The organism is Arthrobacter sp. AOP36-A1-22 (assembly GCF_052377615.1).
Classification (GTDB): Bacteria; Actinomycetota; Actinomycetes; order Actinomycetales; family Micrococcaceae; genus Arthrobacter_H.
The window spans coordinates 22,429-41,393 of record NZ_JBQSWX010000002.1 but is presented as its reverse complement, the minus strand read 5'-3'; the positions used below and the strand labels follow the sequence as shown (position 1 = coordinate 41,393).

General features: G+C 67.1%; 15 protein-coding genes and 1 pseudogene. 3 read left to right on the top strand and 13 right to left on the bottom strand.

Annotated elements, in window-relative coordinates; genetic code table 11:
* Positions 1-4: 4 nt before the first annotated feature.
* From ACT3S2_RS01475 to ACT3S2_RS01430, 10 genes are all read right to left on the bottom strand, one after another.
* Entirely contained in the window at positions 5-862 is an 858-nt protein-coding gene (locus ACT3S2_RS01475) for a carbohydrate ABC transporter permease (RefSeq protein WP_444554800.1), read from the bottom strand.
* 3 nt (positions 863-865) lie between these two features.
* Positions 866-1,825, bottom strand: a complete 960-nt coding sequence (locus ACT3S2_RS01470) for a carbohydrate ABC transporter permease (RefSeq protein WP_444554801.1) — start codon at positions 1,823-1,825, stop codon at positions 866-868.
* A 124-nt stretch (positions 1,826-1,949) separates the two neighbouring features.
* A complete protein-coding gene (locus ACT3S2_RS01465) occupies positions 1,950-3,203 on the bottom strand; it encodes an extracellular solute-binding protein (RefSeq protein WP_444554802.1) in 1,254 nt (417 codons plus the stop codon).
* Positions 3,204-3,396: 193 nt separating this feature from the next.
* Positions 3,397-4,254, bottom strand: coding sequence for a class II fructose-bisphosphate aldolase (locus ACT3S2_RS01460; RefSeq protein ID WP_444554803.1), 858 nt, complete (start codon positions 4,252-4,254; stop codon positions 3,397-3,399).
* A 49-nt stretch (positions 4,255-4,303) separates the two neighbouring features.
* Complete coding sequence (locus tag ACT3S2_RS01455; protein WP_444554804.1) at positions 4,304-5,266, bottom strand: 1-phosphofructokinase family hexose kinase; 963 nt, start codon at positions 5,264-5,266, stop codon at positions 4,304-4,306.
* Positions 5,263-6,204 (bottom strand): ROK family protein, encoded by a 942-nt coding sequence (locus tag ACT3S2_RS01450; RefSeq protein ID WP_444554805.1) that lies wholly within the window; start codon positions 6,202-6,204, stop codon positions 5,263-5,265. The genes ACT3S2_RS01455 and ACT3S2_RS01450 overlap by 4 nt, the downstream gene beginning before the upstream one ends.
* Before the next feature lie 29 nt (positions 6,205-6,233).
* Entirely contained in the window at positions 6,234-7,142 is a 909-nt protein-coding gene (locus ACT3S2_RS01445) for an SIS domain-containing protein (protein WP_444554806.1), read from the bottom strand.
* Positions 7,143-7,268: 126 nt separating this feature from the next.
* Positions 7,269-7,934 (bottom strand): pentapeptide repeat-containing protein, encoded by a 666-nt coding sequence (locus tag ACT3S2_RS01440; RefSeq protein ID WP_444561119.1) that lies wholly within the window; start codon positions 7,932-7,934, stop codon positions 7,269-7,271.
* 23 nt (positions 7,935-7,957) lie between these two features.
* A complete protein-coding gene (locus ACT3S2_RS01435) occupies positions 7,958-9,979 on the bottom strand; it encodes an ABC transporter ATP-binding protein (RefSeq protein WP_444561118.1) in 2,022 nt (673 codons plus the stop codon).
* A complete protein-coding gene (locus ACT3S2_RS01430) occupies positions 9,980-11,713 on the bottom strand; it encodes an ABC transporter ATP-binding protein (RefSeq protein WP_444554809.1) in 1,734 nt (577 codons plus the stop codon).
* Between the two features lie 221 nt (positions 11,714-11,934).
* Between ACT3S2_RS01430 and bcp the strand changes: the two genes are divergently transcribed.
* Together bcp and ACT3S2_RS01420 are read left to right on the top strand one after the other, a co-directional pair.
* The gene (gene bcp, locus ACT3S2_RS01425) at positions 11,935-12,411 is read left to right on the top strand and encodes a thioredoxin-dependent thiol peroxidase (protein ID WP_444561117.1); all 477 of its coding nucleotides are present in this window, start codon (positions 11,935-11,937) and stop codon (positions 12,409-12,411) included.
* A gap of 248 nt (positions 12,412-12,659) precedes the next feature.
* Positions 12,660-14,057 (top strand): annotated as a pseudogene (locus ACT3S2_RS01420) (IS1380 family transposase).
* Positions 14,058-14,231: 174 nt separating this feature from the next.
* Here the strand turns inward: ACT3S2_RS01420 and ACT3S2_RS01415 are convergent.
* Positions 14,232-14,810 carry an NADPH-dependent FMN reductase gene (locus ACT3S2_RS01415; RefSeq protein ID WP_444554810.1) on the bottom strand — a complete coding sequence of 193 codons (579 nt, stop codon included), beginning with the start codon at positions 14,808-14,810 and terminating at the stop codon, positions 14,232-14,234.
* A gap of 157 nt (positions 14,811-14,967) precedes the next feature.
* Here ACT3S2_RS01415 and ACT3S2_RS01410 point away from each other — a divergent pair, with 157 nt between their 5' ends.
* Positions 14,968-15,222, top strand: coding sequence for a hypothetical protein (locus tag ACT3S2_RS01410; protein WP_444554811.1), 255 nt, complete (start codon positions 14,968-14,970; stop codon positions 15,220-15,222).
* A gap of 184 nt (positions 15,223-15,406) precedes the next feature.
* Here the strand turns inward: ACT3S2_RS01410 and allB are convergent, their stop codons facing one another.
* Positions 15,407-16,780, bottom strand: coding sequence for an allantoinase AllB (allB, locus tag ACT3S2_RS01405; protein ID WP_444554812.1), 1,374 nt, complete (start codon positions 16,778-16,780; stop codon positions 15,407-15,409).
* Positions 16,781-16,975: 195 nt separating this feature from the next.
* Positions 16,976-18,781, bottom strand: coding sequence for a glyoxylate carboligase (gcl, locus tag ACT3S2_RS01400; protein WP_444554813.1), 1,806 nt, complete (start codon positions 18,779-18,781; stop codon positions 16,976-16,978).
* Positions 18,782-18,965 lie beyond the last annotated feature (184 nt).

Genomic DNA, 18,965 nt, shown 5'->3' with positions numbered 1-18,965 from the left:
GGCGCTACTTCGTCGCCCCGGCGGCCAGGCCGCCGATGAGACGCTTCTCGATGAGCATGAACAAGATGATCACCGGCAGGATCGCGACGATCGAGACCCCGAACACGTACTGCCATGCGGTGGAGTACTGTCCCACGAAGCGGGTCAACGCGACCGACAGCGGCTGGTTCTCCGCCGTGGACAGGATGACCAGCGAGGCGGCGAATTCGTTCCAGCAGGCGACGAAGGTGAAGATCAGCGCGGTGACGATCCCCGGCCACACCAGCGGCAGGTTGACCGTGAACAGCACCCGGAGCTTTCCGGCGCCGTCGAGCTGGGCCGCTTCGTCGACCTCCTTGGGGACCCCCGCGAAGAAGGTGTGCATGATCCACACGGCGAAGGCCAGGTTGAAGGCGGCGTTGATCAGGATCATCGCCAACCAGGTGTCGTAGAGGTTGAAGACCAGCATTTCCTTGAACAGCCCGACCGTGAGGATCGCCGGCTGCAGCATCTGGGTCACGATGACCAGGAACATGAAGGCCATTTTTCCGCGGTACTTGAACCGGGCGCTGTAGTAGGCGGCAGGCATGGCCACCAGCAACACCAGCAGGGTCGCCGCGACGGCGATCACCACGGTGGAGATCAGGTTGTAGGCCACCGGGGTCTCGGGGGTGTCCCACATGGTCAGGTAGTTCGACCACTGGGCTCCATCGCGCGGCAGGTAGTCCGGGGGCACGGAGAGGATCTCCGAGCGGGTCTTCAGGGACCCGATGAACATGACGGCATAGGGGATCAGGAAGATGGCGGCCACGATCAGCCCGACCGTCATCCGGCCCACGACGACCCGTCGGCTCGCGTGGTCTTCGGTGGTGAGAAGTGCCACGGTCTAGACCTCCTTCATGGGTTTCACGGCCCAGACGTAGATGGCCACGATGACGACGACGATGCCGAAGTTGACCACCGACAAGGCACTGGCGATGTCGATCTGGCGATCGAACTGCAGGACCTTGAAGATGTAGGTCATCAGGGTGTCGGCGTCGTAGCCGGGGATCGACCCGGTCATGACCTTCAGGATCGGCAGGTTGTTGAAGACGTTGATGATGTTGATCAGTACCGAGACCGCCAGCGCGCCGCGCAACTGCGGCAGCACGACCAGGAAGTACGTCCGCCAGCGTCCGGCGCCGTCGACCTTGGCCGCCTCCAGCGTGTCACCGGGAATGGCCTGGATGCCGGCCAGGATCGTGTAGGTGGTGAAGGGGATGGACACGAAGACGGCCACCGCCATGGCCACCATCAACGCCGATGAGGCGTGCTGGGTGAAGCCGTAGGAACTGTCCAGCAGCCCGGTATCGGTGAGGAACTTGTTGAAGATCCCGTAGTTGGGGTCCATCGAGTAGTAGAACAGCGTGGTGGTCATCACGACGCTGGCCGCCCAGGGGACGATCACTGCCATGCGCACCAGGGTGCGGCCGGGGAACGGCTTGGACAGGAACTGGGCCAGGCCCAGGGAGATCAGCACGGTGAAGAACACCACGACCACGACCCACAGGACCGAGTTCAGCATGATCCTGGGGATGTTCGGGTCGCTGAAGACCTGGCTGAAGTTCGCCAGCCCCACCGAGCCCAGATCGGTGCCGATCTGGCTGATCTTGCGCGTGGAGTTGTAGATCATGTACCCGGCGGGGAACACCACGATCACCAGGATCAGGACCAGCGCCGGGGAGATCCAGGGCAGGGCGGATCTGAAGGAGGAGCCCTCGGCCGACGTGCGCCGTTTGGAGCGCCGGGGTTTCGGGGGCCCGGGGGGATCGGCCACCCCGGTCCTGGCCGGTGCGGTGGTGCTCATACTGGTCTCCTGACCTGGTCTTCGTCTGTTCCGGGCCCCACGAGGCTCCGCGGCCCGCCGGCTATGCCAGCGGGCCGCGGAGTCGGTGGGCCCTTCCGCCGTGGTCGGCGGGTCCGGCCGCGGGCTACTTGGCCGCGTCGGCCTTCTTCTGGATCTCGGCGAGCACGTCGGATGCGGACTTGCCGGTGGCGATCTGGCCCATGAGCGACTTGAAGGCGCCATCGGTGGCGTTCCAGGCCGGGTTCGTCGTCGGGTAGAAGACGGCGTTGGGCAGCAGTTCCAGGAACGGCTTCAGCGTCTCGTCGGAGGACATCTCCTCGGAGACCGAGGTGGTGGTGGGCAGGAAGCCCTCGGTCTGCACCCAGTTGCTGTACACGTCGTCGCTAAAGAAGTAGTCCATGAACTTCTTCACGGATTCGGACTTGCTGCCGTCGTTCTTGAAGGAGAGCATGCGGTCCGCGACGCCCAGCGTTGCCGGGTCACCGGTGTTGGTGGCGACGGGGGCGATCCCGTACTTCAGGTCCGGGTTCTCCTCCTCGATCTGCCCGACGGTCTGCGGCAGCACGTAGGCGAAGCCTAGCTTGCCCTGGATGAAGGTGTTCAGCATCGGGGTGCGCTGCGTGGAGCCGGGGTTCTTCTGCGTGGCGCCTTCCTTGACCATCTTCTGCATGAACTCGGCGGCCTCGACGTTCTTCGGGGTGTCGACCTCGATGGACTTCTCGTCACCGAAGTCCCCACCGTTGCCGGCGAACCAGATCAGCGATTCACCCTGGGCCTCCTCGGACCCCAGCGGCATGCCGTAGCCGTCGGCCTTGGTGTCCTTGCTGATGGCCTTGGAGGCGGTCAACAACTCGTCCCAGGTCGTGGGGACCTCGTCGACGCCGGCTTCCTTCATGAGGTCTTCGTTATAGGCCAGTGCGCGGGCCGAGGCGATCAGCGGCAGACCGTACTGGGTGCCGTCGAACTTCTCGTTGTCGGCGAAGGAGGTCTGGAAGTTCTCCAGCGTATCGGCGGAGGCGATGTCCTCGGCCGGGGCCAACAGGTCCTCTTCGGCGAAGCCGGCGAAGGCGCCGCCGCCGTAGATGTCCGGGGCCTTGTCGCCCTGCAACTTGGTCTTCAGGACGCTTTCGATGTTCTCCCAGGACTGGATCTCCAGATCCACCTTGACCTCGGGGTTCTCCTTCTCGAAGCCGTCGATGACGTCTTGCCACAGCGCCTTGGTGCCATCGGAGTAGCTGGGCACCAGCATGCTCAGCGTGGTGGTGTCCCCGGAGGCGTCCCCGCCCTCGTCGCCGCCGCCGAAGCCGCAGCCGGTCAGGACCAGCGAACCGGCAGCCACGCCGGCCAGCAGGGTTGCGCGTAGTGAACGTTTCTGCATGATTCCCCATCTCGAAGGTGTGCGTCGGCGAGTGATCCGAAGCCAATTCATAATTGAAAATGCTCTAATCGACCTTAAGTCGATCAATAAAGAACATGATTATGACAGTAATGTGACTGGGGTCTCGTCGTCAAGTCCCCTTGTCAACTGCTTTGGCACGACGTTCCGACCCCCTCGAAGCGGCGGGAACGGGCTAGGCCGGTGCGCTTCCGTCGTCCTGCAGGGCAAACAGCCCGAGCATGCGGCCGGCTTCCTTCGCCATGCGGGCCCGACCGGCTCCGACGTATTTGCGGGAGTCGACCACGGTCTCGTCGGCTGCCAGGTACTCGCGGATCCCGGCGGTGAAGAATCCGTTGAGATGGGTGGAGACGTTGATCTTGCGCATGCCTGCACGGATGGCGGCCACGATGTTCTCGTCGGAGACCCCCGAGGAGCCGTGCAGCACCAGGGGAACGTCCACGGCATCCGCCAGCCGGGAGATCAGCTCCACATCCAGTTCGGCGGATCTGCTGGTCATGGCATGGGAGGATCCGACGGCGACCGCCAGGGCGTCGACCCCGGTGGCCGCGACGAAGGCGGCGGCCTCGGCCGGATCGGTGCGCACGCCCGGCGCGTGGGCCCCGCCCTTGCCCCCGACCTTGCCCAGCTCGGCCTCGATGTAGACCCCCCGGTCATGCGCGTAACGGGCCACCCGGGCCGTGGCGGCAACATTGTCGTCATAATCCAGATGGGCGCCGTCGTACATGACCGAGCCGAAGCCCAGCTCCACGGCCTGGAGGGCCAGCTCCTCGCTTTCGGCATGATCCAGGTGCACGGAGACCGGCACGGACGCGCCGCGGGCGATCGCCAGGCAGGCCAGGCCGATCGGCTCCAGGGCACCGTGGTAGGCCACGCAGTTCTCGGAGATCTGCAGGATCACCGGCAGACCCGCTTCCTCGGCCCCGGCGACGAGGGCCTCGGCCGTTTCCAGGTGGATCACGTTGAAGGCGCCCTGCCCCCGCCCGGCGTCGGCGGCGGCGGTCATCAGTTCACGGGTGGTGCTCAAGGCCATGGAGGGTCCGGCTTTCGGTTGAAGGGGTGGTTCTGGGTGGCTGCGGTTTCTAGTGCCGGGTGACCACGAGCCGGCGGGCCAGCTCCGGATGGCTGGGGTGCAGTTCCCCGGCGGCCGGCATGAGTACCGCCGAGGCGGACCAGGCGGCCGCGCGGCGGACCAGGGCCTCGGCATCGAGCCCCTCGGCCACCCCGGAAGCCAGGGCGGCCACGCAGGCGTCGCCGGCCCCCGTGGGGTTGCCGTGAAGGGGTTCGGGTAGCCGGGCCGATATCGACCGTCCGGGGGTTGCGGCCTCGAAGAGGCTCAGCCCGTCTTCACCGGCGCTGACGACCACGCGCCGTGCCCCCAGTTCCAGCAGGAGCCCGGCGCCCCGGGCGATCTCCGATTCCCCGGTGGCCTCGAGGAGTTCGTGATGGTTGGGTTTGAGCACATCGGCCCCGGCCCTGGCCGCGGCCAGCAGTCCGGCCCCCGAGGTGTCGATGAGGCAGGGGACCCCTCCGGCGCGGGCGGCCCGGACCAGCCAGGGGTAGAAACCGGAGCCGTATCCGGCCTCCTGATCGGCTTCGGCCTCCCCGGGCCCGGCGGCCCCACCGGGGAGCGAGCCCGATCCCACGACGACGTCGGCCCCGGGGATCGAGTCCAGGACGGCACGCTGGACGGCGTCCCATTCGGCGGCCTCGAGGCCTCCGCCGTGTTCGTTGAAGATCGTGGTCATCCCGGTCCCGCGGTCGACCAAGGCGAAGCTGCGTCGGGTGCCGGGGGCCACGGGGACCAGCGTGTTCCCGATGCCGGAGGCGTCCAGTTCGGTGGCGAAGGTCTCCCCGGCCCCGCCACCTCGGGTGGCGATGGCGTGGACGGAACTGCCCTGGCGGTGCAGGATGCGGGCGACATTCAGCCCCTTGCCTCCGGCGCGGACGCCCGGGGCGGGGACCCGGTTGGTCCCACCCACGGCGAGATGATCGACATCGTAGGTTTCGTCCAGGGCCGGATTGGGGGTGATGGTCAGGATCACGGGGTCTCCTTGGTTGCGGCCGACCGGGCGGCCTCGGCCCGCAGATACGCCCCACGCAATCCGGCGTCCTGGCCCAGTTCGGCGGTGATGATCCGTGGTGTGCGGTGGAAGGACAGCCGGGCGTCCACGGCGGCGCGCAACGGAACCAGCAGGTCGTCCCCGGCCTGGGCGAGCCCGCCGCCGACGATGACGGCCTCGGGGCCCACGGAGGCACAGAGCTGGGCGATGGAGAAGGACAGGGCCTCGACGGCCGCGTCCCAGCAGTGCGCCGCGTCGGTGTCCCCGGTACGCCGGCGTTCGAGGACTTCGCGGGCACCATCGACTTCCGTTCCGGTGGCCCGCGTGTAGTTCCGGGCAATGGCGGCGGCGGATCCCACGGTTTCGAGGCAGCCGTGGGCGCCGCAGGGGCAGTCCAGGCCCCCCGGGACGGCGGCGTGGCCGATCTCCCCGGCAAAACCTCCGGCTTCGAGCCGGCGGCCGTCGACGAAGAGCGCCCCGGCGATGCCGGTGCCGATGACCAGGACGGCCGTGTTGGCCGCCTGCCGACCCAACACCCGGCCGGCGCCCAGGGCTAGTTCGGCCTCCCCGGCGGTTCCGACGTCGTGGCCGAATCCGGTGGGGATCCCGAAGCGTTCGGTGCACAGCCGACGGAAGGGCACGTTGCGCCATCCCAGGTTCGAGGAGAAGACCCCGGTGCCGGCCTGCTCATCGACGGTTCCGCACACCACGACCCCGGCGGCCACCGGGGTCAGCGACGGGGATCCGGCCAGCAACCGGCCGCGCAGCACGTCGAGCTCGGCCAGGACCGCGGCGGCCTCCGGGTCCCCGGCCTGCGGGGTCGGGGACCTCAGGACCGTATGCAGGGTGCCGTCGGGGGTCGCCAGGGCGGCCTTGATGTCGGTGCCGCCGATGTCGAAGAGCAGGTAAGCCGGTTCCATGGGTGTGGTGCGCCAGACCGGGGCGGACCCTAGGCCTGCTCCTCGAGGATCACCGAACGCGAGAGGTTGCGCGGGGCGTCCGGGTCCAGGCCGCGGTGGCGGGCCCGGTCCAGGGTGACGCGGTGCAGGCGGGCCAGCTCGGCCAACGGGTGGCGCGAGGATTCGACATAGAGGGCCCCGGTGCGTTCCACGTCCGCGGCCAGTCCCTCGGGAGCCGGCCCGAAGGACCAGGTGACCCGGCCGGGGGCGGCGATGGCGATGGGTCCGTGGCGGTAGTCCATGGCCGGGTAGGCCTCGGTCCAGCCCTGGACTGCTTCACGCATCTTCAGGGCGGCCTCATGGGCGAGCCCGACGCTCCATCCCTGTCCGAGGAAGGTGAACTGCTCGGCCTCGAGCAGATCGGTGCCGGTTTCCTGGTCGACGGCGGTGCGGGCCTGTTCGATGGCCTCGCCCAGGTCCATGCCGACACTGCTCAACAGATAGGCCAGCGCGGTGGTGGCGAAGCGCGTCTGCACCACCGACTGCTCGTCGGCGTAGGGCAGTTCCACGACCCGGTCGACCATTTCCACGATCGGCGAGGAGGTGTCCCCGACCAGGGCGATCGTGGTGATGCCCGGTTCGAGTTCCTTGAGCAGCGTCAGGACCTCGGAGGTGGTGCCCGAACGGGTGATGGCCACGACCGCGTCGTAGCCGCGGCCGGCGATGCGGGCCTCGGAGGCGGCGAAGGCGTCGGTCACGCCGTGGCCGGCGGTCTCCCGGGCCGCGGCGTAGGACTCCGCCATGAACCAGGAGGTGCCGCAGCCGACGACGGCGACGCGGGCCCCGGAGGCGGGCAGCAGGTTCTCGGAACCGGCCTGGGTGACGGCGCGCTGCCAGACGTCGGGCTGGCTGCGCAGCTCCTCGTCCATGTGCTGGCCAAGTGATGCGTTCGTGGTCATCGATACTCTCCTGGGGTGGTTCCGCCTGGCGGGATTCGGCATTGATCTCCCCCTATGATCGCTTATGAGCGTTCGCTATGTCTAGTAATCATAGTTGCTCACATTCTGGACGGCCGGTCAGCACGTTTACAGCACCCGCAAACCCGCCTCGGCGGCGAGGAGCGGGGCCAGGTCCTGCAGCTGCAGTTCGCCGACGGTCGCACCCCGCAAACCGCCGACCCCGGACAGTCCCGCCAGCGCGGCCCCGCGCAGGTCCACATCCTTGAGCTTCGCCCCATGCAGGGACAACATGCCGATCCGGCAATCCTGGAACGCCACCCTCTCGGCCTGGACCGCCCCGAGATCGAGCTCGTCGATGATCTTCGAGCGTAAGAGCACGTCCTTGAGCTTCGCCCCGCGCAGGTTCACCAGATCGAGTTTGCCGCCGTCGAAGAGCACCGAACGCAGGCCGGCCCCATGCAGTTCGGCGGAACCGATGCGGGTGCGGGCCAGGCTGGTGTTCCACCAGCCGCTGTCCGGGGCCCGCAACGAGGCGGCCCCCAGATCGGTGAACTCGCAGTTCCCGAAACTCGCCCGGTTCAGTTCCGCCCCCATGAGCGAGACCCGCCGGAAGGTGCACTCGGTGAAGACGGTGTCTTCGAGGTCCTGCCCGTCGGCGTCGTCGGAGTCGAACAGCAGGCCGTCGCTGCGTCCGTCCAGGTCCAAGCCCGTCAGGTCCCCCGGCGGACGGTTCCCCGGGGCGTTGAAGGAGGGAATCCTGGGCGGTCGGGGTTCAGCGGGCATCCGGTTCATGGGCCGAGACTACCGGGGCCCGCTCAGAGGTCCGAAACCGGCACGGCTCCGGCCCCGTCCCCGGCGTCGGGGTCGATATCTGGGTCCTCGGCAGGTCCGGCGAACTGGGACATGTACAGCCGGTAGTAGGCCCCGCGGGCCGCCAACAGCACCTCGTGGCTGCCTTGTTCGACGATCCTGCCCGCTTCCATCACCAGGATGGTGTCGGCGTCGCGGATGGTCGACAGCCGGTGGGCGATCACGAAGCTGGTCCGGTCGGTGCGCAGCGCGGCCATGGCATGTTGGACCAGCACTTCGGTGCGGGTATCCACCGAGGACGTCGCCTCGTCCAGGATGAGCAGCGACGGGTTGGCCAGGAAGGCCCGGGCGATGGTGATCAGCTGCTTCTCACCGGCGGAGACGTTGGTGCCCTCGTCGTCGATGATGGTGTCGTAGCCCTCGGGCAGCGCCTTCACGAAGCGGTCGACGTAGGTGGCGGTGGCGGCCTCGTGGACTTCCTCGTCGGTGGCATCGAGCCGACCGTACCTGATGTTCTCGATGATCGTCCCGTTGAACAACCAGGCGTCCTGGAGCACCATGCCGACCTTGGAGCGCAGTTCGGCCCGGGACAGTGCCGTGATGTCGATCCCGTCCAGGGTGATGGCCCCGCCGTCGAGCTCGTAGAAACGCATCACCAGGTTCACCAGCGTGGTCTTCCCGGCCCCCGTGGGGCCGACGATCGCCACCGTATGGCCCGGATGCGCCTCGAAGGACAGGTCCTCGATCAGCGGCCTGGCCGGATCGTAGGAGAAGGTGACGTCGGTGAACTGGACGTGGCCTTCGGTGCGGGCCGCCAGCCGGGCGGTGGGGGTTTCCGCCTCCTGCTCCTGGGCGTCCAGCAGCTCGAAGGTCCGTTCGGCGGAGGCGACCCCCGACTGGACCTGGTTGGCCATTCCGGCGATCTGTCCCAGCGGCTGGGTGAATTCGCGGGAGTACTGGATGAATGCGGTGGCATCGCCCAGGCTCATCTGCCCCGAGGCCACCCGCAGGCCGCCGACGACGGCGATGCCCACGTAGGCCAGGTAGGAGATGAACTGCATGACCGGGAAGATGGTGCCCGAGACGAATTGGGCGCCGAAGGAGGCCTTGAACAATTCCTCGTTGCGCTCGTCGAAGCGGGCCACCGATTCCTCCTCGCGGCCGAAGACCTTCATGAGGTCGTGGCCGGAGAAGGACTCCTCGATCTGCCCGTTCAGCGTCCCGGTGGACTTCCACTGCTCGGCGAACAGGCCCTGGGCCCTGGTCCCGATCAGCGCCGCGGCCACCGCCGAAAGCGGCAGGGCGACCAAGGCGATCAGTGCCAGCTGCCAGGAGACGATGAACATCATGATCACGATGCCCACCACGGTCAGGATCGATTCGAGCAGCTGCGAGAAGGCCTGCTGCAGGGCGGTCTGGATGTTGTCCACGTCGTTGGTGACCCGCGAGAGCAGGTCCCCGCGCTGACGGGTGTCGAAGTAGTTCAGCGGCAGTTTGTTGAGCTTGTCCTCCACGTCCTTGCGCAGCCGGTAGACCACGCGCATGACCAGTTTATTCAGCAGGTAGCCCTGGGCCCACATGAAGACGTTCGCCACGAAGTACATCATCAACACGAAGGAGATGATGACGCCGAGCTGGTGGAAGTCGATGCCTGTCCCGGGAACCAGGTCCATCCGCTCGAGCATGTCGGCCAGATTGGTCTTGCCTTGGGCCCGCAGCCCGGAAACGGCCTCCGCCTTCGAGGTGCCCGGAGCCATTTGTGAACCGATGACGCCCGAGAAGATGACGTCCATGGCCCTGCCCAGGATCTTGGGGGCGATGACGGTCAGCACCACGCCGACGGCGACAAATAAGAGTACGACGGCGATGCCGGCCTTTTCGGGGGCCATGAGCCCCATGAGGCGTTTGGTCGCGGGCCAGAACGCCTTGGCCTTGCGCACCGGCCGCTGGTCCCCGAATCCGTCATCGGCGGATACGGCGAAATCCTCGAGATCCTCGACCTGTGCGGCCGGTTTCTTCTCGGCCATCTAGGACACCTCCTCCGCACTGATCTGGGATTCGACGATCTCCAGGTAGGTCGCCGAGCTTTCCAACAGTTCCTCATGGGTGCCGCGCCCGACGATTTCGCCGTCGTCCAGCACCAGGATCTGGTCGGCGTCGATGATCGTGGACACGCGTTGGGCGACGACGATCACCGTGGCCTCACCGGTGGTCTCCTTCAACGCCGCCCGCAGCCGGGAGTCGGTGGTGACGTCCAGTGCCGAGAACGAATCGTCGAAGAGGTAGACCTTGGGCCTGGCGGCCAGGGCGCGGGCGATGCACAGGCGCTGGCGTTGTCCGCCGGAGACGTTCGTCCCGCCCTGGGCGATTCCCGACTCCAGTCCACCCTCCTTCCCGGAGACGAAATCCCGGGCCTGGGCGATCCGCAGGGCCTCCCAGAGTTCGGGATCCGTCGCCTCCCGGTTGCCGTAGCGCAGGTTGGAGGCGACGGTTCCGGAAAAGAGGTAGGGCCGTTGCGGGACGGCGGCCACCCGTTCGGAGAGTTGTTCGCGGGTCAACGCCGACACGGGGGTCCCGTCGATGAGCACCTGCCCGGCATCGGCGTCGTACAGGCGCGGGATGAGGTTCAGGAGCGTGGATTTACCGGACCCGGTGGATCCGATGATCGCGGTCATCCGACCGGGTTCGGCGGTGAACTGGAGATCCTTGAGCACCGGTTCCTCGGCGCCGGGATAGCCGAAGGAGACCCGGCGGAATTCCACGGTGCCATGCGCCGGGGCGTCCACCGTGGTGACCTCGGGGTCGCGGAGCGAGGGTTCGGCCTGCAGGACCTCGTCGATCCGTTCCGCGCAGACGGCGGCGCGCGGGATCATCATGGCCATGAACGTACCCATCATCACGGCCATGAGGATCTGCAGCAGGTACTGCAGGAAGGCGGTCAACGAGCCGACCTCCATGTTCCCGTCGGCCACGCGGTGTCCACCGAACCACAGCACCGCGGCGGTGGCCAGGTGCAGGATCATCCCGATCAACGGGAACATCAGCACGAACAGTTGTCCGACCCGGACCCCCACCTCGGTCAGGCGTTCGTTGGCGGCCCGGAAACGCTCGGTCTCGTAGGGTTCCCGCACGAAGGCCCGCACCACGCGGATGCCGATGATCTGCTCGCGCAGCACCCCGTTGATGGAGTCGATGCGTTCCTGCATCAGGCGGAACAGCGGCATCAGCAACCGGATGAGGAAGCCGACGATCACCACCAGCAGCGGGACCGACACCCATACCAGCCAGGACAGCCCGGCATCCTCACGCAGGGCCATGATGATCCCGCCCACGCACATGATCGGGGCGGAAACCATGAAGTTCAGGCCCATCAGCACCAGCATCTGGACCTGCTGGACGTCGTTGGTGCCGCGGGTGATCAGGGTCGGGGCGCCGAATTCGTTGACCTCCCGGGCCGAGAACCCGGCGACCGAGTGGAAGACGCCACGGCGGATGTCCCGGCCCACGGCCATCGAGGTCTTCGCCCCGAAGTAGACGGCGGCGATCGCGGTGAGGACCTGGATGAAGGCCACCATCAGCATCATCGCGCCGGTGCGCCAGATGAAATCGGTATCGCCCTGCGTCACTCCCTCGTCGATGATCCGCGCGTTCAGGCTCGGCAGGAACAACGTGGCCATGGTCGTTCCGAGCTGGAAGACCAGCACCGCGATGATCCACGGTCGATAGGGTTTCGCGTGCTTGAGGATCAGGCGCAGGAGCATGCAGGGGTGACTTTCTGGACTAACCACACCGGGGGCTGGGTCGCGTCGGCGGGTGATGGCCCGGGCGGCTGTGGCCGTTCGGGGCACTGGCAACTGTACTCGGCGCGTCGGGCCTTTCAATCCCTCCGCCGAAGGATTTGCCCCCCGGGCCCTATCGCGACACCCAAACACCCTTATAATGGTAATGGAATACCACCATGCGAAAATCTAAGGAGAATCACATGTCAGAGGCCCCCACCCAGCTTCAGGCCGGCGATCGCGCACCGGACTTCACCCTCACCGACGCCGACGGCGCCACCATCAGCCTGTCCAACTACACCGGCCGTTCGGTCGTGGTCTACTTCTACCCCAAGGCCGCAACCCCGGGCTGCACCACCGAGGCCTGCGATTTCCGGGACAACCTGAGCTCGCTGGCCGGCGCCGGCTACGACGTCCTGGGCATCTCCTCCGACGGGGAGGACGACCTGCAGGCCTTCGCCGATGACCAGTCACTGACGTTCCCGCTGCTGTCGGACCCGGACCACCGGACCGCCAAGGCCTACGGCGCCTACGGGGACAAGGACCTCGGCGGAAAGACCGTCACCGGGACCCTGCGCTCCACGATCGTCGTCAACCCCGACGGGACCGTGAAGTCCGCCGAGTACAACGTCGCCGCGGAGGGCCACGTCTCCCGCCTGCGCGAGCAGCTCGGGGTCTAGGACCCGCGACCGCGGCGCCGCACGACGGCGCAGGCACCGCCCACGCAGAATGCCCATGGGGACTTCGGTCCCCATGGGCATTGTGCGTGGTGGCGCCGACCGGACCGTTCGACGTCCGGGTCTCTAGCCTCGGCATTTCATGAGGTCGTCGCCCCGGAGGCGTGTTTAAGCCCGTAAAGGTGCTCCTGACCTGCGAAAATAGTAGTTACGACACAACTGCTTTCGACAGGAAAAGGAGCACCCTTACGGTGAAGAAGTCTACCCGTTTCTACCCGGACCTCGACGTCGACGACGCAGGGACCGGGATCGTGTCCCAAGCAGGCGCCGTATTGCTGGCCGAGACCGCGAAGGCCGTTGCCCTGCCAGCAGCGTTGAGCACCGCCATGAAACCGTGGCGCAAGCCCTACGCCATCCACGACCCGGGCAAGATCCTGCTCGATGAGGTCCTGTCCCTGGCAATGGGCGGGGACGCGTTCTCCGACGTCGACCGGCTGCGCACCCAGCCCTGGGTGTTCGGCCCCGTCGCCTCCGATCCCACCGTTTCCCGCCTACTCAAGGCCCTCGCCGACGACGCCCCGGCAGTGCTGGAGGCGATCAACACCGCCCGCGCCCAGACACGTGCCCGGGCCTGGGACGCTGCCGGGCACGATTCACCGGTCCACGCCGCCAGCGATGAAAACCCGCTGGTCGTGGACCTGGACGCAACCCTGGTGACCTCCCACAGCGAGAACAAGGAACAAGCGGCCCCGACCTACAAGCGCGGCTTCGGGTTCCACCCTTTGGCCTCGTTCGCCGACCACGGCGCGAAGGGCACCGGGGAGCCGTTGGCGATGCTGCTGCGCCCGGGCAACGCCGGGTCAAACACGGTGGCGGACCACATCACCGTGACCGACGCCTCCCTGGCCCAGCTCCCACCCGGACACCGTACGGGCCGGGCGATACTGGTGCGCACCGATACCGCCGGTGGCACCCACGGATTCCTGGATTGGCTCACCGACCCGGTGCGGGACCTGGCCTATTCCGTGGGCTTCGGATTCTTCCCGGCCATGGAAAAAGCCCTGGGAAGCATCGACAACAACTCCTGAGTGAAGGCCCTGAACAGCGACGGGATCGAACGCGAAGGGGCCTGGGTAACCGAGCTGACCGGCGACCTGTACTTGTCCTCGTGGCCGGCCGGGATGCGGGTGATCGTGCGCAAGGAGGAACCCCACGTCGGGGCGCAACTGCGCATTACCGACATCGACGGGATGCGCTACACCGCGTTCGCGACGAATCAGGCCGGGGACGATCTGGCCCGGTTGGAAGTCGCACACCGTTTGCGGGCCCGCTGCGAGGACCGGATCCGCAATGGCAAGGACACCGGATTGGAGAACCTCCCGTTGAAGGCCTTTGCCGGCAATGAGATCTGGGTCCACCTGGTGATGCTCGCCCTCGAGCTCACCGCATGGACGCAGATGCTTGCCCTGACCGGGACCGAGGCACGGCGGTACGAACCCAAGCGCCTGCGAACGCGGATCTTCGAAACGGCCGGCAAAATCATCACCACCGGCAGGCGCAAGATCCTGCACCTTGCGGCAACGGCTCCGGAAACACCATTGATCCTCAAAGCCCTGGAGCGACTTCGGAGCCTCCCGGCACCTGGCTGACCAGCCCCCGGACCATCCCGACGAAGCAAGAAGCACATACAGCGGAACCAGTGGAGATTCCGGCCCGATCCGAGGCTATCGGGCAATCCGTCACACCCTCATGCCAGAATCAGTACCGCTAGGCAGAAGGTAAGTCCTGGCCCGCAACCAGCACAGCCCGATGAAAGATCGAGGCTAGGGCCTGGGGCGCGGCCGTGTGGCCACCAACTCGGCAAAGCGGCTGATGTAGTCCTGCAGGAACCCGACCGTGGACTCCTGGCTGATTCCGCCCTCCTCGTCGATCAGCCCCGGGGACCGGGACAGGAACACCTCGGGCTGGCCCGGGGTGGGCATGTCGAAATAGGACAGCGCCAGCCGCAGGTTCTTCTGTGAGCTGTACCCGCCCATGCGGCCCACCGAGTGGCTGATGATCCCCGCCGGGAGGTTCTTCCATGCGACGTCGGCATTGGGCTTGGAGCCGATGTCCACCGCGTTCTTGAGGCAGGCCGGGATGGTGCGGTTGTTCTCCGGGGTGACGAACAGGACGCCGTCGGAGGCCTTGATCGTTTCGCGGAAGCCGGTGTATTCCCCGGGCAGGGGTTTATCGGCGACCTCGGGGGTGTCGTAGTCGAAATCATAGAGCGGCAGGTCGCGGATCTCGACGATGCGGGCCTGGTAGCCAGCGGGGAAGAGGTCGATGGCGTTCAGTGCGATCTTGCGCGCATAGGAGGCACGGCGCAGGCTGCCGACGATGACGGAGATGTTCCTGGTCATGGAAATGGGGTTCCTTTCGGGACGGTGGGCAGGCCGGGCGGGCGTCGGGACGCACCCGTGGTGCCTGCGACTCCCACCCTGGCCTACGAAGAACCGTACTTGAAAGTTCGATAGACCCAACATTAGGCTGGCCCCACGACATGAAAGGAGGTGCCGCATGCACCGGGACGGCATATGGCTCGAGGCGATCACCCTGTTCCAGGCCATCCGCGAGGGCAATCAGCCTGCGGCCAAACGACTACTGGACTCCTCCGCCCATCGGGACGAGGTCTTCGAGGGGCTGCTGAGCATGCTCGGGATCTTCCTGCGCGGACAGCAGGCCACCGAACTGGACCATTTCATTTCCGCGGCCCACCGCGCCGGCCCTCCCCCGCCCTTCGGGGCCCGCCCGTATCTTCCTCCGTTGAGCTGAACCGTCCGCGGCGTTAAAACACGGTGCCCCCTCCACCGGGAAGAGTGGTGGAGGGGGCACCGTCATGCCCACCCCGGATGGATCGACCATCCCGTCCGGGATGAACACCCGGGCTGCGAGGTAGGAGCTCGTTGGCCCGGGAGCCTACCGGCACCGCGCCGGTCACCGGGCGGTGTCGTGGAGCCTAGGATTCGCCGCGGCGCAACAATTGTCCGTGGGGGGTCGTGAAATCGACCTTCTCCCCGCGCAGCCAGGTGCCGGCGACGACGCCGTCCAGGGTCTTGCCGGCGTAGGCGGACACGGGGTTGCGGTGCTGGAGCTTGGCGACGTCCACGACGAAGTCCTCTTCCGGGGAGAAGATGGCGAAGTCGGCATCGGAGCCTGGCGCCAACTGACCCTTGCGCTCCAGACCGGCCAGCTTCGCCGGCCCCGAGGACATCCAGGCCAGCACCTGATCCAGGGCGATGCCGCGTTTCCGGGCTTCGGTCCAGATCAGCGACAGACCCAGCTGCAAGGAAGCCACCCCGCCCCAGGCGGTGCCGAAGTCCCCGCCTTCGGGATACTTCAGCTCCACCGTGGACGGCGAGTGGTCGGAGACGATGAAGTCGATGGTCCCGTCGATGAGTCCCTGCCAGAGCAGCTCGCGGTTGGCATCCTCACGGATCGGCGGGCAGCACTTGAATGCCGTGGCCCCATCGGGGATCTCCTCGGCGAGCAGGGTCAGGTAGTGCGGGCAGGTCTCGACGGTCAGCCGCACGCCTTCGGCCTTCGCCGCGGCGATCACCGGCAGCGAATCGGAGGAGGACAGGTGCAGGATATGTGCCCGGCCCCCGGTCCGCCGTGCCGCGTCGATGACCCGCTGGATGGCCAGGTTCTCGGCCACCCGCGGGCGTGAGGCCAGGAAGTTGGAGTACTCCCGGCCACCGATCTGCGGCGCTTCCTCGATGGTGTGCGCGTCTTCGGCGTGCACGATCATCAGCGAGTCGAAGGAGGCGAGCTCGGCCATGTCGGCCTCCATCTCCTCCGGCTCCAGGGCGGGGAATTCATCCACCCCCGAATGCAACAGGAAGCACTTGAAGCCGTACACGCCCTCGTCGTGCAGTTTGCGTAGTTCCTCGCGGTTGCCCGGGACGGCACCGCCCCAGAAGCCGACGTCGATGTACGCCTTGCGCCCGGCGACCTCGCGCTTGAGCTCCAGGGCCCCGACATCCACCGTCGGGGGGATCGAGTTCAGCGGCATGTCGATGATGGTGGTCACCCCACCGGCGGCGGCGGCACGGGTGGCGGAGTCGAAGCCCTCCCACTCGGTGCGCCCCGGCTCGTTGACGTGGACGTGGGAGTCCACGAGGCCGGGGATCATCACTTCCCCGGCACCGAGTTCGATGGTCTCGCGTCCCACCAGGCCCTGGCCCGGGCCTTCAATCGCTGCGATCCGTCCATCACGGATGCCGACCTCGTGGGCGCCGATGCCCTCACCGGTGAGGATCCGCTCGCCGCGGACCACCAGGTCGAATTCCTGGTTCTTTCCTGCCGGAGCAGTGCTGCTCTGGTTGCTCATATGCCGATTCCTCCTCGAATCCTGGCTGTCGGGCCCTGGATGTCCCGACTTCTTCCCTGACGATTATCCGCCCTCGCCTCCGCGGGGCGGGAACCGGCCAGGACCTGGGCCCTGCCGGTGGATGGACGCGGAACGGCGGACGGACCCCGTGGAGCATGGCTCCCGGTTCCGCCCGCCGTTGACCGTTTCCGGTGGCTACGCGCCGGCCGTTGCCGCCTCACGGGCCGGCTTCAGCGGAACGAGCGCCGTCGGGGCATCGGCCACGGTCTCGGCCAGATCCTCGAATTCGGTGACGTTGTTCAGCTCGGTACCCATGGAGATGTTCGTGACGCGCTCGAGGATGACCTCGACCACGACCGGCACCGAGTGCTCCTCCATGAGGCTCTTGGCCTCGGCGAAGCCCTTGGCCAGGTCCTTCGGGTCCTTGACCCGGACGGCCTTGCAGCCCAGCCCCTCGGCCACCTTGATGTGGTCCACGCCGTAGCCCTCGGTCTCGGGGGAGTTGATGTTATCGAACGCCAGGGACACGTGGTAATCCATCTCGAATCCACGCTGCGACTGACGGATCAGTCCCAGGTAGGAGTTGTTCACGACCACGTGGATGTACGGCAGCTTGAACTGCGCGCCGACGGCCAGCTCCTCGATCATGAACTGGAAGTCGTAGTCACCCGAGAGGGCGACGACCGGCTTGCCGGGCTTGCCGCGGACGACGCCGAGTGCTGCCGGTCCGGTCCAGCCCAGCGGGCCTGCCTGTCCGGCGTTGATCCAGCGGCGCGGGCCGAAGACGTGCAGCATCTGTGCCCCCTGGATCTGGCTCAGGCCGATGGTGGAAACGTAGGTGGTTTCCGGACCGAAGGCCGAGTTCATCTCCTGGTAGACACGCTGCGGCTTGACCGGGACGTTGTCGAAGTTGGTCTTGCGGTGGCCCTCGCCCTTGCGGTCCGCGGTGGTCTGCGCCCACTCGGAGTAGTCGGGCAGGGTGCCGGCGTCGCGACGCTCGGTGGCCACCTCGATGAGAACCCGCAGGGCCTCACCGGCGTCGGAGACGACGCCGAGGTCGGGGGAGAACACGCGGCCGATCTGCGTGGGCTCGATGTCCACGTGCACGAACTTGCGTCCGGCGGTGTAGGTGTCCAGGCCACCGGTGTGGCGGTTGGCCCAGCGGTTCCCGACACCGAGGACGAAGTCCGAGTCCAGGTAGTTCACGTTGCCGTAGCGGTGGTGGGTCTGCAGGCCCACCATGCCGGCCATCAGGCGGTGGTCATCGGGGATGGCACCCCAGCCCATCAGCGTGGGCTGGACCGGGACGTTGAGCAGTTCGGCGAGGCGGACCAGGTCGTCGGAGGCATCGGCGTTGATGATGCCGCCGCCGGCGATGATCACCGGGTGCTCCGAGGCGAAGAGCATGTCCAGGATCTTGCCTGCCTGCTTGCGGCTGGCCTTGGGCTTCTCGACGCCGAGGGGCTCGTAGGCATCGATGTCGAATTCGATCTGCGCCATCTGGACGTCGATCGGCAGGTCGATCAGCACCGGGCCGGGACGGCTGGAGCGCATGAGCTGGAAGGCCTTTTGGAAGGTCCCGGGAACCAGTCCCGGCTCCAGGACGGTGGAGGCCATCTTGCACAGCGGCTTGGCGATGGACTCGATGTCCACTGCCTGGAAGTCCTCCTTGTGCAGCTTGGCAACCGGGGCCTGACCCGTGATGCAGAGCATCGGGATGGAGTCGGCCTGGGCGGCATACAGGCCGGTGATCATGTCGGTGCCGGCGGGCCCTGAGGTACCCAGGCAGAGCCCGATGTTCCCGGCGGCAGCGCGGGAGTAGCCGTCGGCCATATGCGAGGCGCCCTCGACGTGGCGGGCCAGGGTGTGGCGGATGCCGCCGTGGGCCTTGATGGCCGAGTACAGCGGGTTGATGGCCGCCCCGGGAAGGCCGAAGGCCTCGGTGGCGTTCTCCTTCTCGAGGATGAGGACGATCGCGTCCACGGTGCGCATCTTGGTCATGGTGTTCTCCTTGGTGGAGGGCCCCGGAGGGGGGCCGGAAATAGTGAAGTTTGGGCGGCCGCCGGTACGAACCGAACATAGGTACCGGCGGCCGGGCTGTGGGGACCGCCCCGTGCGGGGCGGAAGCCGGCCGGTGAGCGACGTGCGGCGGACGCCGCCTAGCTGGCGGAGGAAGCGCGGGGCC

Bases quoted from the DNA above. Each gene is read 5' to 3' on its own strand.
- ACT3S2_RS01470 (WP_444554801.1), bottom strand. From the start codon at position 1,825: ATGAGCACCACCGCACCGGCCAGGACCGGGGTGGCCGATCCCCCCGGG.
- ACT3S2_RS01465 (WP_444554802.1), bottom strand. From the start codon at position 3,203: ATGCAGAAACGTTCACTACGCGCAACCCTGCTGGCCGGCGTGGCTGCC.
- ACT3S2_RS01460 (WP_444554803.1), bottom strand. From the start codon at position 4,254: ATGGCCTTGAGCACCACCCGTGAACTGATGACCGCCGCCGCCGACGCC.
- ACT3S2_RS01450 (WP_444554805.1), bottom strand. From the start codon at position 6,204: ATGGAACCGGCTTACCTGCTCTTCGACATCGGCGGCACCGACATCAAG.
- ACT3S2_RS01445 (WP_444554806.1), bottom strand. From the start codon at position 7,142: ATGACCACGAACGCATCACTTGGCCAGCACATGGACGAGGAGCTGCGC.
- ACT3S2_RS01440 (WP_444561119.1), bottom strand. From the start codon at position 7,934: ATGAACCGGATGCCCGCTGAACCCCGACCGCCCAGGATTCCCTCCTTC.
- ACT3S2_RS01435 (WP_444561118.1), bottom strand. From the start codon at position 9,979: ATGGCCGAGAAGAAACCGGCCGCACAGGTCGAGGATCTCGAGGATTTC.
- ACT3S2_RS01430 (WP_444554809.1), bottom strand. From the start codon at position 11,713: ATGCTCCTGCGCCTGATCCTCAAGCACGCGAAACCCTATCGACCGTGG.
- bcp (WP_444561117.1), top strand. From the start codon at position 11,935: ATGTCAGAGGCCCCCACCCAGCTTCAGGCCGGCGATCGCGCACCGGAC.
- ACT3S2_RS01415 (WP_444554810.1), bottom strand. From the start codon at position 14,810: ATGACCAGGAACATCTCCGTCATCGTCGGCAGCCTGCGCCGTGCCTCC.
- ACT3S2_RS01410 (WP_444554811.1), top strand. From the start codon at position 14,968: ATGCACCGGGACGGCATATGGCTCGAGGCGATCACCCTGTTCCAGGCC.
- allB (WP_444554812.1), bottom strand. From the start codon at position 16,780: ATGAGCAACCAGAGCAGCACTGCTCCGGCAGGAAAGAACCAGGAATTC.
- gcl (WP_444554813.1), bottom strand. From the start codon at position 18,781: ATGACCAAGATGCGCACCGTGGACGCGATCGTCCTCATCCTCGAGAAG.